Annotated in this window: 13 protein-coding genes and 1 riboswitch; of the genes, 9 read left to right on the forward strand and 4 right to left on the reverse strand. The window is 68.3% G+C overall.

What is annotated here, in order from left to right; all coding sequences use genetic code 11:
* Positions 1-4: 4 nt before the first annotated feature.
* Positions 5-1,462: a bifunctional lysylphosphatidylglycerol synthetase/lysine--tRNA ligase LysX gene (gene lysX, locus AB0G11_RS00970; RefSeq protein ID WP_357583695.1), complete on the forward strand. Its 1,458-nt coding sequence runs from the start codon at positions 5-7 to the stop codon at positions 1,460-1,462.
* Here the strand turns inward: lysX and AB0G11_RS00975 are convergent.
* Positions 1,446-2,573 carry a cytochrome P450 gene (locus AB0G11_RS00975; RefSeq protein ID WP_357583107.1) on the reverse strand — a complete coding sequence of 376 codons (1,128 nt, stop codon included), beginning with the start codon at positions 2,571-2,573 and terminating at the stop codon, positions 1,446-1,448. The genes lysX and AB0G11_RS00975 overlap by 17 nt on opposite strands.
* Positions 2,574-2,810: 237 nt before the next feature.
* On the opposite strand from AB0G11_RS00975, the gene AB0G11_RS00980 reads away from it, so the two are divergent.
* Positions 2,811-3,023, forward strand: a complete 213-nt coding sequence (locus tag AB0G11_RS00980; protein ID WP_219501411.1) for a LuxR C-terminal-related transcriptional regulator — start codon at positions 2,811-2,813, stop codon at positions 3,021-3,023.
* Between the two features lie 24 nt (positions 3,024-3,047).
* Here the strand turns inward: AB0G11_RS00980 and AB0G11_RS00985 are convergent, their stop codons facing one another.
* On the reverse strand, positions 3,048-4,043 hold the full coding sequence (locus AB0G11_RS00985; RefSeq protein WP_357583109.1) for an NlpC/P60 family protein: 996 nt from the start codon (positions 4,041-4,043) through the stop codon (positions 3,048-3,050).
* A 3-nt stretch (positions 4,044-4,046) separates the two neighbouring features.
* A riboswitch (cyclic di-AMP (ydaO/yuaA leader) is annotated at positions 4,047-4,194 on the reverse strand.
* Positions 4,195-4,460: 266 nt separating this feature from the next.
* Here AB0G11_RS00985 and AB0G11_RS00990 point away from each other — a divergent pair.
* From AB0G11_RS00990 to AB0G11_RS01015, 6 genes are all read left to right on the forward strand, one after another.
* On the forward strand, positions 4,461-5,030 hold the full coding sequence (locus AB0G11_RS00990; protein WP_219501412.1) for an amino-acid N-acetyltransferase: 570 nt from the start codon (positions 4,461-4,463) through the stop codon (positions 5,028-5,030).
* Positions 5,031-5,115: 85 nt separating this feature from the next.
* Positions 5,116-6,453, forward strand: coding sequence for an RDD family protein (locus tag AB0G11_RS00995; protein WP_357583111.1), 1,338 nt, complete (start codon positions 5,116-5,118; stop codon positions 6,451-6,453).
* A 112-nt stretch (positions 6,454-6,565) separates the two neighbouring features.
* Entirely contained in the window at positions 6,566-7,051 is a 486-nt protein-coding gene (locus tag AB0G11_RS01000; protein WP_219501414.1) for an RDD family protein, read from the forward strand.
* Between the two features lie 514 nt (positions 7,052-7,565).
* A complete protein-coding gene (locus tag AB0G11_RS01005) occupies positions 7,566-7,898 on the forward strand; it encodes an Lsr2 family protein (RefSeq protein ID WP_219501415.1) in 333 nt (110 codons plus the stop codon).
* 711 nt (positions 7,899-8,609) lie between these two features.
* On the forward strand, positions 8,610-11,099 hold the full coding sequence (locus tag AB0G11_RS01010; protein ID WP_219501418.1) for an ATP-dependent Clp protease ATP-binding subunit: 2,490 nt from the start codon (positions 8,610-8,612) through the stop codon (positions 11,097-11,099).
* Positions 11,100-11,451: 352 nt separating this feature from the next.
* Positions 11,452-12,390: a TIM barrel protein gene (locus AB0G11_RS01015; RefSeq protein ID WP_219501420.1), complete on the forward strand. Its 939-nt coding sequence runs from the start codon at positions 11,452-11,454 to the stop codon at positions 12,388-12,390.
* Positions 12,391-12,404: 14 nt separating this feature from the next.
* Here AB0G11_RS01015 and AB0G11_RS01020 read toward each other — a convergent pair whose 3' ends face one another.
* Entirely contained in the window at positions 12,405-12,875 is a 471-nt protein-coding gene (locus AB0G11_RS01020) for a MarR family winged helix-turn-helix transcriptional regulator (protein WP_357583113.1), read from the reverse strand.
* Between the two features lie 10 nt (positions 12,876-12,885).
* Complete coding sequence (locus tag AB0G11_RS01025; protein ID WP_357583115.1) at positions 12,886-13,761, reverse strand: A/G-specific adenine glycosylase; 876 nt, start codon at positions 13,759-13,761, stop codon at positions 12,886-12,888.
* Between the two features lie 79 nt (positions 13,762-13,840).
* Here AB0G11_RS01025 and AB0G11_RS01030 point away from each other — a divergent pair, with 79 nt between their 5' ends.
* On the forward strand, positions 13,841-14,521 hold the full coding sequence (locus AB0G11_RS01030) for a hypothetical protein (RefSeq protein ID WP_219501426.1): 681 nt from the start codon (positions 13,841-13,843) through the stop codon (positions 14,519-14,521).
* The last annotated feature ends 24 nt before the right edge of the window (positions 14,522-14,545 follow it).

Raw genomic sequence — 14,545 nt, forward strand, 5'->3', positions numbered from 1 at the left:
GCAGATGCGCATCCGGAGGGAGAAGCTCGACCGCCTTCGCAGCGAAGGCGTCGACCCTTACCCGGTGAACTTCCCCCGTACGGCCACCAACGCCGAGGTCCGGGAGAAATACCAGGGCCTGGAGCCCGACACCCAGACCGGTGACCGGGTGGGCGTCGCCGGGCGCGTCATGCTCAACCGCGTCGGCGGCAAACTCTGCTTCGCCACGCTGCGCGACGGCAGCGGCGACCTGCAGGTGATGATCTCGCTCGACAAGGTGGGCGAGGAGTCGCTGGCGGCCTGGAAGCGCGACGTCGACCTCGGTGACCACGTCGGCGTCGAGGGCGAGGTGATCACCTCACGGCGCGGCGAGCTGTCGATCCTCGCCGACAGCTGGCAGATCACCGCCAAGTGCCTGCGCCCGCTGCCGGAGAAGCACGTCGGCCTCACCGACCCCGAGGCGCGGGTCCGCCAGCGCTACGTCGACCTCATCGTCAACGACGAGGCCCGCGAGATGGCGCGCATCCGCAGCGCCACCGTGCGCGCGGTCCGCGACTTCTGGCACGAGGAGGGCTACCTGGAGGTCGAGACGCCGATGCTCCAGCCGATCCACGGCGGCGCGGCGGCCCGGCCCTTCAAGACCCACATCAACGCCTACGACATGGAGCTCTACCTTCGCATCGCGATCGAGCTCTACCTCAAGCGGCTCGTCGTGGGCGGCATCGAGAAGGTCTTCGAGATCAACCGCAACTTCCGCAACGAGGGCGCGGACTCCACGCACAACCCCGAGTTCACCATGATCGAGGCCTACGGGACCTACCTCGACTACAACGACATGGCCGACCTGACCCAGCGCATGTACCAGAAGGCCGTGGTGGCCGCGCTGGGCACGACCGTGGTGGTGCACGGCGGCGTCGAGGTCGACCTGGGGCTGCCCGAGTGGCCGAGGGTGAAGCTCTACGACCTGGTGTCCGGCGCGGTGGGCGAGGAGATCACCACCGATACGCCGCTGGAGCGGGTGCGCGCTTTGGCCGACAAGCACGAGGTGCACTGGGACGCCAAGTGGGGCCAGGGCAAGCTGGTCCAGGAGCTGTTCGAGGAGCTGGTCGAGCACACGCTGATCCAGCCCACGTTCGTCATGGACTACCCGCTGGAGACCTCCCCGCTGACCCGGCAGCACCGCGACAACCCGCTGCTCACCGAGAAGTGGGACCTGATCGGGTTCGGCACCGAGCTGGGCACCGCCTACTCGGAGCTGGTCGACCCGATCGAGCAGCGCCGCCGCCTGGTCGAGCAGTCGCTGCTGGCGGCCGGCGGCGACCCGGAGGCCATGCAGCTCGACGAGGACTTCCTCCAGGCGCTGGAGTACGCCATGCCGCCGACGGGCGGCATGGGCGCCGGCATCGACCGGATGATCATGGCTTTCACCGGCAAGAACATCCGCGAGACGATCCTCTTCCCGCTGGTCAAGCCCTCCCGTTGAGCCGCACCGGCAGGGTGGCGAGCCCGCGCAGCACCAGGTTTCCCTTGTACGGCGGCGCGGGCTCGGCCAGCTCCAGCTTCGGCGCCGCCTGAGCCAGGGCGCGCAGCGCGATCTCGCCCTCCAGCCTGGCCAGCGGCGCCCCGAGGCAGAAGTGGATGCCCAGCCCGAAGGCCAGATGCCGGCCCGGCGTCCGCTCCACGTCGAAGCGGTCCGGGTCGGCGAACGCGGCGGGGTCGCGGTTGGCGGCCCCGACCAGCGCCAGCACCGCGCTGCCGGCGGGCACGGCGGTCCCGGCCAGCTCCACGTCCTCCAGCGCCACGCGCATGGTGAGCTGCACGGGCGGGTCGTACCTGAGGACCTCCTCGACCACCTGCTGGGGCGCGTCGGCGGCGCGCCCGAGCACGCCGTGCCTGACCAGGTTGAGCACGCCGTTGCCGATGAGGTTGACGGTCGTCTCGTGTCCGGCCACGAGCAGCAGCACGCAGGTGCCGAGCAGTTCCTGCTCGGTCAGCTCCTCGACCTGGGCGAGCGCGCTGAGCAGGTCGTCGCCGGGCCGCTCGCGCCGCAGCGCGATGAGGCGGCGGAAATACGCGCGGAACTCCTCCCGGTCGTGCTCGGTCCGGGAGATCAGGTCCGGCGGCACGATCGGGTCGAGGCTCCTGGCGAGCGTCTCGCTCCAACCGCGGAAGCGCTCGTGGTCCTCTGGAGGCACGCCGAGCATCTCGCTGATCACCATGACGGGCAGCGGGTAGGCGAACGCGCTCATCAGGTCGGCCTCATCGGGCAGCGCGTCGAGGAGCCCGGCGGTGATGGCCTCGATCCGCGGACGCAGCCGCCTGATCATGCCCGGGGTGAAGGCCCGGCTGACCAGGCCGCGCAGCCGGGTGTGGTCCGGCGGGTTCATCATCAGGAACGAGCGGGGCGGCTCGCCGTCGGGCGGGGCGCCGTGGCCGAACCGGGCGTCACGCAGCACCGCGGAGCAGAGCTCGTGCGTGGTGGCGACGAGGAGCCCGCCGCGGGTCCGCAGCAGCGCGTCGCTCTCGCGCAGCTCGCGGTAACGGGTGTACGGGTCGCGCAGGAAGCCGGGGTCGGAGGGATCGAACCCGAGCATGTCCGTTGGCGTCAAAGGAGCGTAGTCAGGATCGCTGTGATCGATCATCATGCTCCGATAAGTGCCGACATATGGCGAGTACTTCACATACAACGGATCATGTCAACGGAAGAGGTCAAGTGCGGCGAATTTCGTGCTTGACGACGTTTCCTGGATGCGTTTACCGTCTGCGAGGATGTGCCGCTCCGGTCGGGCCCTAGACGTCTCCGGGTGGTGCTGGTGGGGGGAGGGCTCCCGATGGATGTGCTCACAGAAGGCGTTGAACTGAGCCGTGCCGATCTGGCGTTGCTGGCCGAACTGGCCAAGGGCGTCACCGTGGACCGGGTCGGCCGACGCCTTGACATCAGCGGTCGCACCGTGCGGCGAAGACTGCGCGGCATCTGCGACCGCATAGGCGTGGCCACCGCGATCGAGGCGGTGGCCTGGGCTGCCCGCAGGCAGCTCATCTAAGGCCGCTGGCCGGCTCTGGCGCCGCTAGTCGGCGATGCGGACGGCTCCGGCGAAGGGGCGCCGGGCGATGGACGCGATCCGCACCACGTCGCCGGTGCGCGGCGCGTGCACCATCATGCCGCCGCCCAGGTAGATGCCCACGTGGTGCAGGTCGTTGTAGAAGAACACCAGGTCGCCCGCGCGCAGCTCCTCCCTGGAGATGTGCCGGCCGGCGGTCCACTGGTCACCGGTGTAGTGCGGCAGCGAGATGCCCACCTGCTGGTAGGCGGCCATCACCAGTCCGGAGCAGTCGTAGCCGCGCGGCCCTTCGGCGCCCCAGATGTACGGCTTGAGCTGCTGGGTGAGCGCCCACTTGGCGGCCTGGGCGGCCTTGCCCGAGCCCGGGATCGGCAGGTTGACCTTGACCGCCGGGGTGCCCGGCCGGCCGGCCTCGCCGAGCGCGCGCCTGAACAGGTTGCTCTCGACCTTGCCGACGAGCTTGACGATCCGGTCGCGCTTGGCGTCGAGGTCCTTGACGATCTTCGAGACCTCGGTGATGCGGGCCTTGGCGCCGGCGCGGGCCCGCTCGGCCGCCTGCATCGCCTTGGTGAGCTGGAGGATCTCCTCGCCCTGCTGCTGCTGGATCGCGTAGTTGGTGGCCGCCAGGTCGAGGTAGCCCTCGGGGTCGTCGGAGTTGACGAACGCCAGGGTGCCCGACAGGCCGCCGTTGATGTAGGTGGTCTGCGCGAGCAGGATCGCCTTGGAGCGCTTGTCGGCCAGCTCGGCCTCGCTGGCGGCCAGCGTCTTCTTGGCGTTGTCGGCGGCCTTCTGGGCCGTCTTGAGCTTCTCCCGCTGGCCGTTGTACTGCTCGGCCAGCGTCTCGATCTCCAGGTGCATCTCCTCGACCTGCTCGGAGAGCTCCTTGAGCGAAGGCTTGGGGTCGGCGGAGGCTGGTGAGCCCAGGGGCAGAGCGAGGACCAGTGCGGCCACGGCGGCCAAGCCGACGACACCGAATCGCTTCTTGCCAGAGCGCCTGTCCAACCAAGCTCCTTCCGTTGACGCCTACCGGGTTAGCTGACGGGTTCGGGCCGGAGCAGCCCTACCGAGCGTGGCTCGGATTCACCCCTGGCAGCGGGTTGACGCCGCCGGCGGGTCCCCGGCTCCCCTCGCGGGGATTGGGCGTGTCGACCGCGCGGTGTGCGCGGGTGACATCGTCGCTGGACACTAATGCACTCCTGGTTCCTGCTCAACCGGAACTGCCGAGTCTGTAGAGGTTTCACAACCGACGGGTCACAAGGTGATCTCGTGGCGAGCCGTACAGAAAAGACTTTATGCCCTCTTTGCCCCAAGTTCGCCCGATCGTGAAACTGTAGGAATCGTGCAATCCGGAGCGTGCACGCACAGTGACGGTCCGGGAGTTTGGGTCGAGCCGTAATGGGGTCTGTACTCTGGATGGCCATGGAGCAGGTCGCCGAGCTAGCGGTCCCCGAGACCGAAGTGCTCGTCAGGCGCGCGCGGACCAGGGACGTCAGGGCGATCAAGCTCCTGGTCGACACCTACGCCGGCGTCGGGCGCAAGATGCTGGAGAAGGCCACCGTCACGCTGTACGAGGACGTCCAGGAGTTCTGGGTGGCCGAGCGGGGCGGCGAGGTCGTCGGCTGTGGCGCGTTGCACGTGCTCTGGGAGGATCTGGCCGAGATCCGCACCGTGGCCGTGCACCCCTCGGCCCGGGGTTTCGGCATCGGCCATCGCGTGGTCTCGGCTCTCATCAGGACCGCTCGGGAGCTTGGGCTGGAACGTGTATTTTGTCTCACTTTCGAGGTGGACTTCTTCGCGAGGCACGGGTTCCGTACGATCCAGGGCACGCCCGTCTCACCCGAGGTGTACGCCGAACTCCTGGCCTCGTACGACGAGGGCGTCGCGGAGTTCCTCGACCTCGAACACGTCAAGCCGAACACCCTGGGCAACACACGCATGCTGCTCCACTTGACATCGGGTGACGCGGACCTTGACTGCCGAGAAAGGTGATTGTTGATACCTATGTCGATACGTTGGGCAGGACAGGCATGTGCCCTGACACGTGCCACATGCGCACTCGAAGCGAGGTGACACGGTGAGCACAGGACAGCCGCCGTATCCACAGGACGATTCCCCCGAGAACTCCCCTGAATACGGCCAGAACGCAGGACGCCCTCAAGGGCAGCCCGACCCCGACGCGACGGTCGTCGGCTACCGCGTGGACGACCCCTACGGCCAGCAGCCCCCCTACGGCCAGCAGCAGGGTTACGGCCAGCAGCCCCAGTACGGCCAGCAGCCCCAGCAGGGCTACGGCCAGCAGCAGGGTTACGGCCAGCAGCCGCAGTACGGCCAGCCGGACTACGGCCAGCAGCAGGGCTACGGTCAGCAGCCGCAGTACGGTCAGCAACCGCAGTCCCAGCCGGGTTACGGCCAGCAGCCCCCGTCGGGCCAGCAGCCCCAGTACGGCCAGCCCGACTACGGCCAGCAGCAGCAGTATGGTCAGCAGCCGCAGTCCCAGCCCGACTACGGCCAGCAGCAATATGGTCAGCAGCCGCAGTCCCAGCCCGACTACGGCCAGCAGCAATATGGTCAGCAGCCGCAGTCCCAGCCCGACTACGGCCAGGGTTACGCCCAGCAGCCGCAGTCGCAGCCGGGTTACGGCCAGCAGCCGCAGTACGGCCAGCCGGACTACGGTCAGCAGCAGGGCTACGGCCAGCAGCCGCAGTCGCAGCCGGGTTACGGCCAGCAGCAGTACGGTCAGCCCGACTACGGCCAGCAGCAGGGCTACGGGCAGCAGCAGTACGGCCAGCAGCCCCAGTACGGGCAGCAGCAGTACGGCCAGCCCGCCTACGGTCAGCAGCAGGGCTACGGCCAGCCCCAGTACGGGCAGCAGTACGGCCAGCCGGTGGGCATCCAGCCGCCCGGCGCCCCCGCGCCGCTGGCGGAGTGGTGGCAGCGCCTGGTGGCGAGGATCGTCGACGGCCTGATCTTCGGCGTCGTCTACTTCATCATCAACCTCATCCTGGGCATCTTTTTTGTCGTCAGCTACAACTCGGTCACCGGCGTCACGACGGGTATCGCGAGCTCCCTCATCGTCGGCGTCATCCAGTACCTCCTCCTGGCCGCGCTCTACGTGGCCTACGACTTCTTCATGACGAAGATGAGCGGCCAGACCGTCGGCAAGATGGTCATGGGCATCAAGGTCGTCCAGGTGGGTCATGCGATGCCGTCCGGCGGGCTGCCCAACGACGCCGCGCTCAAGCGGGCCGGCGGGACCTGGGGCGGCTACGTCCTGGGCGTCATCCCGCTCCTCGGCCCGCTTCTCGGCGGCGTCCTCGTTCTGCTGAACGCGGCTTCCCAGCTCTGGGACAAGCCGCTGCAGCAGACGTTCGCCGACAAGTTCGCGAACACCGTGGTGGTCAAGATCAAGTAAGTCTCAGCAACAGCGAAACAGGGGCCGGCATCCCGCCGGCCTCTGTTTTGTGTGTACGAGCCGTACCAGAATGGGGGGACGCCGAGGGCCGCCGAACGGACGAGGTGAGGTTATGGCCGCGACACCCGAGACCGGCGTGCTGCCGGCGGAATGGTGGGAACGGCTCGTCGCCCGCCTCATTGAAGCGCTCGTGTTCGGAGTCTTCTATTACATTCTGTTCATTGCGCTATGGGGCGTCTTCCGGACTGTCGGGGTGCTGGACGCGTTCGAGGGGCGGTTGCCCGGCGTGTTCGCGTGGGTGGGCGCCGGCCTGGGTTATACGGTCTATGACTGGGTCGCACTTTCCCGGGGTGGGCGCACCTTCGGCAAGGCGATCATGGGGATTCGGGTGGACCCGGAGGGTCTTCCGGCGCGGGTCCGGCTGAAACGCGCCCTGCTCTATCCGGCGCCTGCCATGCTGATGGGCATTCCGGTGGCCAATCTGCTGGCCGGAATGTTCGTGTTTGGTGTCGGCCTGCTCATCTTGATCGACAAGCCGCTCCAGCGCGGGCCGCATGACAGGCTGGCCGGAACGCTGGTCGTAAAAGATCTTCGTTGAGGGTTCCGTACCTGCGCTGATGGCTTTTCGCAAAATTTCCGCTTGATCCGGTAAGGAGCCTGGAGAGACTGGCATTAGGCTATGAGGCGTCCGGGTTGCCGGATGTTGGGGCGCCTGCCAGGCTATGGGCATCTCTGTGCCGCTATGGTCGTGTGTGGGCGGCTGTCGCCTCGAGTGACACGAGGTCCGCCAGGCTCGCGCCGGTCCCGCAGCCTGTGTATAAAGCGCCCCTGAAACCCCGTCAGCCGTGGAGGCGAGGCCGAATGGAAGCCGTAACAGAGGTATTGTCAGCGCTCATCCCGCCCGTCGTCGTGGGCGGCGCCTTCATCTTTGGCGTCGTGAAGTTGGTGCGGCACGAGGGCTCCGGCCGGCGGCCAAACCGCCAGGATCAGGCCGAGAACCGCAACTGATCGGCCGCTCAGCCGAATCCCGTGGCGCTGAATTGTCTTAACGTCTTTCCGGGTATATGTTTGGGCGAGCGAATGAAACAATGCTCCGGGAAAGGATTGCGTAGATGGCCAAGCAGATCCAGGAGATTCTCATCGATGACCTCGATGGGGGCGAGGCCAATGAGACGGTCAGCTTCGCTATTGACGGCTCCACCTATGAGATTGACCTCAGCGACCTTAACGCCAAGAAGCTGAGGGACGCTCTGACGCCTTTCGTGCAGCACGCCCGCAGGGCGGGCGCCGTATCCACGCGCCGTCGCGGGCGTGGCGGGCAGCGGGCGATGAGCCGCGAGAAGAGCGCCGAGATCCGTCAGTGGGCCAAGGCCCACGGCCTTCCGGTCAGCGAGCGGGGCCGCATCGCCTCCACCGTCGTCGAGAAGTACGAAGCGGCTCACTAAGGAGCCGATCTCCTGACCATGCGCTTATGCCGTTCGCCTAGGACCCCGGCGGCCGCCATAAGCGCATGATCATTTCTGCCATTATCTCAAATGGTGGACATCGGGATTTGTTGATCTTCTGATCCGCCCCTTAAGTGGGCGTTTGGGTCCATTTACGCGGGCGTGGTGCCGGTGTATGTCCCGACTCCGCGCCCGTACTGATCGGTAACGCGGCTGACCAGATGCCCCGTTCCGGTCACGCCCTGCCTTGCATTGCGTCCTCGTTCCGGTCACGCTCGGGTCGGCATTGAGGCCCCCGTTCCGCTCACGCTCGGGCCGGCATTGAGCTCCCTGTTCCGGTCACGCTTGGCCTGGCATTGGAGCAGGACATACGATGGAAGACAGGACGCGGCGTCCACCGCGATCGGGCGCGGCCGCCCCTGGCTCGCCCCCGCGTCCGCAGCCGATCCGTACCGTTCCGGTCGCGCCGCTCCCGGCGAATTTCGAGCCACTTCACCCGGGCGCCCTAAACCTCGTTCGCTGGTGGCGTATCGGGAACACGTGACCCCCGAACAGTAGTTGGATGGAGGGTGAACGCCCTGCTCTCGGGGAACGTGTCTGCTATAGAGCGCGTCAGCGGCAGTGGGCACGGTTCGCCGAGCCAGGGCTAGCATGCGGGATGACGGGACCGGATTTACCGGCCTGACTGACCGCTCTGTGAGGAGCGACGAGATGTTCGAGAGGTTCACCGACCGAGCAAGGCGTGTTGTCGTCCTGGCCCAAGAAGAGGCCAGGATGCTCAACCACAACTACATCGGCACTGAGCACATTCTTCTTGGTTTGATCCATGAAGGTGAAGGCGTAGCCGCCAAGGCTCTGGAGAGCCTGGGCATCAGCCTTGAGGGTGTGCGTCAGCAGGTCGAGGAGATCATCGGCCAGGGCCAGTCGGCTCCGTCGGGGCACATTCCGTTCACCCCGCGGGCCAAGAAGGTCCTCGAGCTGTCGCTCCGTGAGGCTTTGCAACTGGGTCACAACTACATCGGCACCGAGCACATCCTGCTCGGGCTCATCCGTGAGGGTGAGGGTGTGGCGGCTCAGGTGCTGGTCAAGCTTGGAGCTGATCTCAACCGTGTCCGGCAGCAGGTCATCCAGTTGCTCCACGGTTACCAGGGCAAGGAGCCGGCGGCAGCGGGTGGCCCGCAGGAGTCGGCCCCGTCGACCTCCCTGGTGCTCGACCAGTTCGGCCGCAACCTGACCCAGGCCGCCCGCGAGGGCAAGCTGGATCCGGTCATCGGCCGTGAGAAGGAGATCGAGCGGGTCATGCAGGTCCTCTCCCGGAGGACCAAGAACAACCCGGTTCTGATCGGCGAGCCCGGCGTCGGCAAGACCGCCGTCGTCGAGGGCCTGTCGCAGAAGATCGTCAGGGGCGAGGTGCCCGAGACGCTGAAGGACAAGCAGCTCTACACGCTTGACCTCGGTGCCCTGGTCGCCGGCTCGCGCTACCGCGGTGACTTCGAGGAGCGCCTGAAGAAGGTGCTCAAGGAGATCCGCACGCGCGGCGACATCATCCTGTTCATCGACGAGCTGCACACGCTCGTGGGTGCGGGCGCCGCGGAGGGCGCGATCGACGCCGCCAGCATCCTCAAGCCGATGCTGGCCCGCGGCGAGCTGCAGACCATCGGCGCCACCACGCTCGACGAATACCGCAAGTACCTCGAGAAGGACGCGGCGCTCGAGCGCCGGTTCCAGCCGATCCAGGTGGCCGAGCCGTCGCTCAGCCACACGATCGAGATCCTCAAGGGTCTGCGCGACCGCTACGAGGCGCACCACCGCGTGTCGATCACCGATGGCGCGCTGGTCGCCGCCGCGCAGCTGGCCGACCGCTACATCAGCGACCGCTACCTGCCCGACAAGGCGATCGACCTCATCGACGAGGCCGGTTCGCGGATGCGCATCCGCCGGATGACCGCTCCGCCGGACCTGCGCGAGTACGACGAGAAGATCGCCAACGTCCGCCGCGACAAGGAGTCCGCGATCGACGCGCAGGACTTCGAGAAGGCGGCTGCCCTCCGCGACCAGGAGAAGCAGCTCCAGCTCAAGCGCGAGCGGCGGGAGAAGGAGTGGAAGGCCGGCGACATGGACGTCGTCGCCGAGGTCACCGAGGAGCTCATCGCCGAGGTCCTCGCCACGGCCACCGGCATCCCGGTCTTCAAGCTCACCGAGGAGGAGTCGCAGCGCCTGCTCCGCATGGAGGACGAGCTCCACAAGCGGATCATCGGCCAGGACGACGCCATCAAGGGCCTGTCGCGCTCCATCCGGCGCACCCGCGCCGGTCTGAAGGACCCGCGGCGTCCCGGTGGCTCGTTCATCTTCGCGGGCCCGTCCGGTGTCGGTAAGACCGAGCTGGCCAGGACCCTCGCGGAGTTCCTGTTCGGTGACGAGGACGCGCTGATCTCGCTGGACATGTCCGAGTTCATGGAGAAGCACACCGTCTCCAGGCTGTTCGGCTCGCCTCCCGGCTACGTCGGCTACGAGGAGGGCGGCCAGCTCACCGAGAAGGTGCGGCGCAAGCCGTTCTCCGTGGTGCTCTTCGACGAGATCGAGAAGGCGCACGCCGACATCTTCAACTCGCTGCTGCAGATCCTGGAAGACGGTCGCCTGACCGACGCCCAGGGTCGCGTGGTCGACTTCAAGAACACGGTCATCATCATGACCACCAACCTCGGCACCCGCGACATCTCCAAGGGGATCGGGGTCGGGTTCGCGAAGTCCAACGACGCCGACTCCAACTACGACCGGATGAAGGCCAAGGTCCAGGAAGAGCTCAAGCAGCACTTCCGGCCCGAGTTCCTCAACCGTGTCGACGACATCGTGGTCTTCCACCAGCTGACGCCGAAGGAGATCATCCAGATCGTCGATCTGATGCTCACCCAGGTCAGCGCCCGGCTGAAGGACCGCGACATGGGGCTCGAGGTCTCCCCGGAGGCCAAGCAGCTGCTGGCGGACCGCGGTTACGACCCGGTCATGGGCGCCCGGCCGCTGCGCCGGACCATCCAGCGCGAGCTGGAGGACTCCCTGTCGGAGAAGATCCTCTACGGCGACCTCCGTCCCGGTCAGACCGTCAAGGTGACGATCGAGGGCGAGGGCGACGACGCCAAGTTCATCTTCACCGGCGAGAACACCGCCAAGGTGCCCGACTCGGCCGCGGCGATCGCGGGCTGACGTCACAGGTTCGCGCAGAACCCCTCGTGTGATCTCTCACACGAGGGGTTCTTCGTTTTCCGGGGCTTCGCCGGACAAAAATTCAAGATCAGGGCTACTGTTGCCGAATTGTTGAGCGGCCGGGTGTACCGCCACCACGAGTAGTACTACACTACGTAGAGCAGAGTCGAAGTCCCATCCAAGTGACCCGCAAGAGCGCGTCCCTACGGTGGGGCCTGCTCCCTGAGGTGTAGGAGGCAATCAACTCAGGGCTGACGCGTGAGCCCACCGGAAGCAGCCATGCTCGTCCGGGTCCGCGCGACACACCGCGCGGGCGGGGCCGAACAACCAGTGCAAGCCGTGGAGGAAGTCGATGCGCCTGCGTCACGATGACGGAACGCTCGTTCACCTCGCCTACAACGCAGGCGTTCACCCCGCAGAAGACCTGGAGAACCTGATCGCCCACCTCACCCGTTACGCCGTGCCCGTGCGCAAGCGGCTCGGCGTGGACCGGATGGGCATCGGCCTGTGGCTCTCTCCCGCCGTCGCCGACCACCTCACCGCCGACCGCATCGAGCTCGTACGCCTGCGCCGCTCGCTGGACGAGCGCGGTCTCGAGGTCGTCAGCCTCAACGGCACCGGCGGCCGCAACCAGGACGTGCCCGGCCCCGACTGGGCCAAGCCCGAGCGCTACCGCTACACGATGGCGCTGGCCAAGATCCTGGCCTTCCTGCTGCCCGACGACGTACGGTTCGGCAGCATCTCGACGATACCGATCGGCTGGCGGCGCGACTGGCCCGCCGACCTGCACGCCATCGCCACCCGGCGGCTGGAGCGGCTGGCCCGCGAGCTGCGCGGCATCTACAGCGTCACCGGCAAGACCATCCGGGTCGGGTTCGAGCCGTGGCCCGGCTGCGTCCTGGAGACGACCGAGCAGGCGCTGGAGCGCGTCGGCGGCATCGACTCCGAGCACCTGGGCGTCTGCCTGGACGCCTGCCACCTGGCGGGCGGCGCCGAGGAGGCCGGCGAGGCCCTGCGCGGCCTGGCGGCGGCCGGCGCGCCGGTGGTCAAGCTCGGCCACGTGCACAACCACGGCGCCGGCACGCCCAACACCGGCGCGGTGCTGCACGACACCCTCGCCGCGATGCTGTCGGGAGCCGTCAGCGGCAGCGCCCACATCGAGGTCGAGACGCACAACCTGGCCGTACCCGGCCGGGCCAAGGGGCCGGGCGCGCTCGTGTCGATGCTCGCCCAGGAGCTCGACTGGGCCCGCACCAGCCTGACCGGCCTCGGGCTGCAGCTCGCCGCCTGACCCGCTGATTCGCCCTACATCGTGCCGAACCAGCCCGGCACGTCCAGCCGCCACAGGCCCTCGGGGGTGACCTTACGCAGGTCGTCCTCCAGGGCCTCCAGGCGGTCCTGGCCCAGCTCCTCCGCCCAGCGGGCGCGTAGCGTGTCGAAGATGCGGGCCGACCTGGCCAGCGCGTCGACGCCGAACGGGGTCAACCGGACGATCTTGCGCCGCGTGTCATCCGGGTCGCGGGTGCGCTCGACGTAGCCGGCGCGCTCCAGGGTCTCGATCGTCTTGCCCGCCGCCTGCTTGGACACGCCCAGGACCCGCCCCAGGTCGACCGCCGTGGTGCCCCGGGAGCCGATGGCCTGCATGACGAAACCGTGCATGGGACGCATGTCCGGATGGCCCTGACGGGCCAGCTCCGCGTGCAGCTCGTCGATGAGCACACGGAAGGCCAGGAAGAGGCGGAGCGGCAGCTCGAAGCCCGGGGTCGCGCTTGGCACGCTGGACAGCCTATGCGTGGGGCAGCCGGTACGTCCCGTCGGGCAGGGGCTCCGCGAGCCCGTCAGCCACCAGGCCGTCCAGGGCCCGCTCCCGCTGCACCGCGTCGTCCCACACCACGTCCAGCGCCGCCTTCGGCACCGGCCCGTGGGCGTCCCGCAACACGGCCAGCAGACGGCCCCGGCACTGCCGGTCGGTCCCCGCGTACGTCTGCCCCTTGCGCGGCGGCCCGTCGTGCGGCGGCTTGCCCGCCAGCCGCCACGCGCACGCCGACGCGATCGGGCAGTCGGCGCACCGCGGCGCGCGGGCCGTGCACACCAGCGCGCCCAGCTCCATCACCGCCACACCCCACCGGGCCGCGCCCAGCTCAGGCAGCAGCGACTCCGCCAGCCGGCGCTCCGCCGCCGAGGTCGCGGTAGGCGGGTACTCCTCCGCCCGCACCGCCCTGGCGAACACCCGGCGCACGTTGGTGTCGAGCACCGCGTGCCGCCCCCCGTACGCGAAACTGGCCACAGCGGCGGCCGTGTACTCGCCGATGCCCGGCAGCCCGAGCAGCGTCGCGTGATCACTCGGCACCTCGCCGCCGTGCTCCTCCGTGATGGCCCGCGCGCACGCGTGCAGCCGCAGCGCCCGCCGCGGGTAGCCGAGCCTGCCCCAATGGCGTACGGCCTCCCCGGGAAGCTCGGCAGCCAGATCCTTCGGGGTCGGCCAGCGGGCCATCCACTCCAGCCACACCGGCAGCACCCTCGCCACCGGTGTCTGCTGCAACATGATCTCGCTGACGAGCACGCCCCACGGCGTCGCGTCCGCCGCCCGCCAAGGGAGTTCTCGGGCGTTGTTTTCGTACCACTCCAGAATGGGAATGTGTAGGAGTTTCGGCTCAACCACGGGCCCCAGCGTATGCCGAGATGGCAAGGTGCGGCGTGTCGTCACGCTAGGTGGCCGCACCAATGAACATGCTGTGCGTATGGACCCGGATGCGATGCGTGACGACCCTGGATTCGGAGGCGACGTCTACTGGCGGCGGCGCATGAGCGTGCTCGTCGCGGTGCTCGTGGTGGTCGCCGTGGTGGCGTGGGCCTGTTCGAGCAGCGCCGGAGGGCCGGAACGCGCCTCCAGCGCCCAGACCTCGCAGACCCCGGCCCCGGCCGCCGACCCGCTCCTCGCGGGCCTGCGCACGCTGGCCCTCGGCACCGCCACACCCACGCCGACACCCAGCCCGGCCAAGGCCACCGAACAGGCGCGCACCCAGCGCCCCGGCGAACCCTGCGCCGAACGCGACCTGGTGCTGGGCCTCCAGGGCAAGCAGGAGATCTACGCCGGCGCCGCCCGCCCGAACTTCCTCATCACCGTCGTCAACACCGGCGACGTCATGTGCAAGGCCGACGTCGGCCCGCGCGCCATGGAGATCCGCATCACCTCCGGCGAGGACCGCATCTGGTCCACCTCCGACTGCGTCAGCGGCCCCGGCACCGAGGTCAAGGAGCTGCAGCGCGGCGTCCCGTACGTGCGCTCGCTCGACTGGGACCGCCGCCGCTCCAGCGGCGACTGCCGCGCCGACCCGCCCACCGCCCTGCCGGGCACGTACGTCGCGGTGGCCCGTATGGGCAAGCTCAAGAGCCCCAAGGGCGTCTTCCACCTGCGCTGACCCGCACGGCCACGCCCCAGGAGG

The sequence above is a fragment of the Nonomuraea sp. NPDC023979 genome, from assembly GCF_040639085.1.
GTDB lineage: Bacteria > Actinomycetota > Actinomycetes > Streptosporangiales > Streptosporangiaceae > Nonomuraea > Nonomuraea ceibae.

Bases quoted from the DNA above. Each gene is read 5' to 3' on its own strand.
- lysX (WP_357583695.1), top strand. From the start codon at position 5: ATGCGCATCCGGAGGGAGAAGCTCGACCGCCTTCGCAGCGAAGGCGTC.
- AB0G11_RS00975 (WP_357583107.1), bottom strand. From the start codon at position 2,573: ATGCTCGGGTTCGATCCCTCCGACCCCGGCTTCCTGCGCGACCCGTAC.
- AB0G11_RS00980 (WP_219501411.1), top strand. From the start codon at position 2,811: ATGGATGTGCTCACAGAAGGCGTTGAACTGAGCCGTGCCGATCTGGCG.
- AB0G11_RS00990 (WP_219501412.1), top strand. From the start codon at position 4,461: ATGGAGCAGGTCGCCGAGCTAGCGGTCCCCGAGACCGAAGTGCTCGTC.
- AB0G11_RS01000 (WP_219501414.1), top strand. From the start codon at position 6,566: ATGGCCGCGACACCCGAGACCGGCGTGCTGCCGGCGGAATGGTGGGAA.
- AB0G11_RS01005 (WP_219501415.1), top strand. From the start codon at position 7,566: ATGGCCAAGCAGATCCAGGAGATTCTCATCGATGACCTCGATGGGGGC.
- AB0G11_RS01010 (WP_219501418.1), top strand. From the start codon at position 8,610: ATGTTCGAGAGGTTCACCGACCGAGCAAGGCGTGTTGTCGTCCTGGCC.
- AB0G11_RS01015 (WP_219501420.1), top strand. From the start codon at position 11,452: ATGCGCCTGCGTCACGATGACGGAACGCTCGTTCACCTCGCCTACAAC.
- AB0G11_RS01030 (WP_219501426.1), top strand. From the start codon at position 13,841: ATGGACCCGGATGCGATGCGTGACGACCCTGGATTCGGAGGCGACGTC.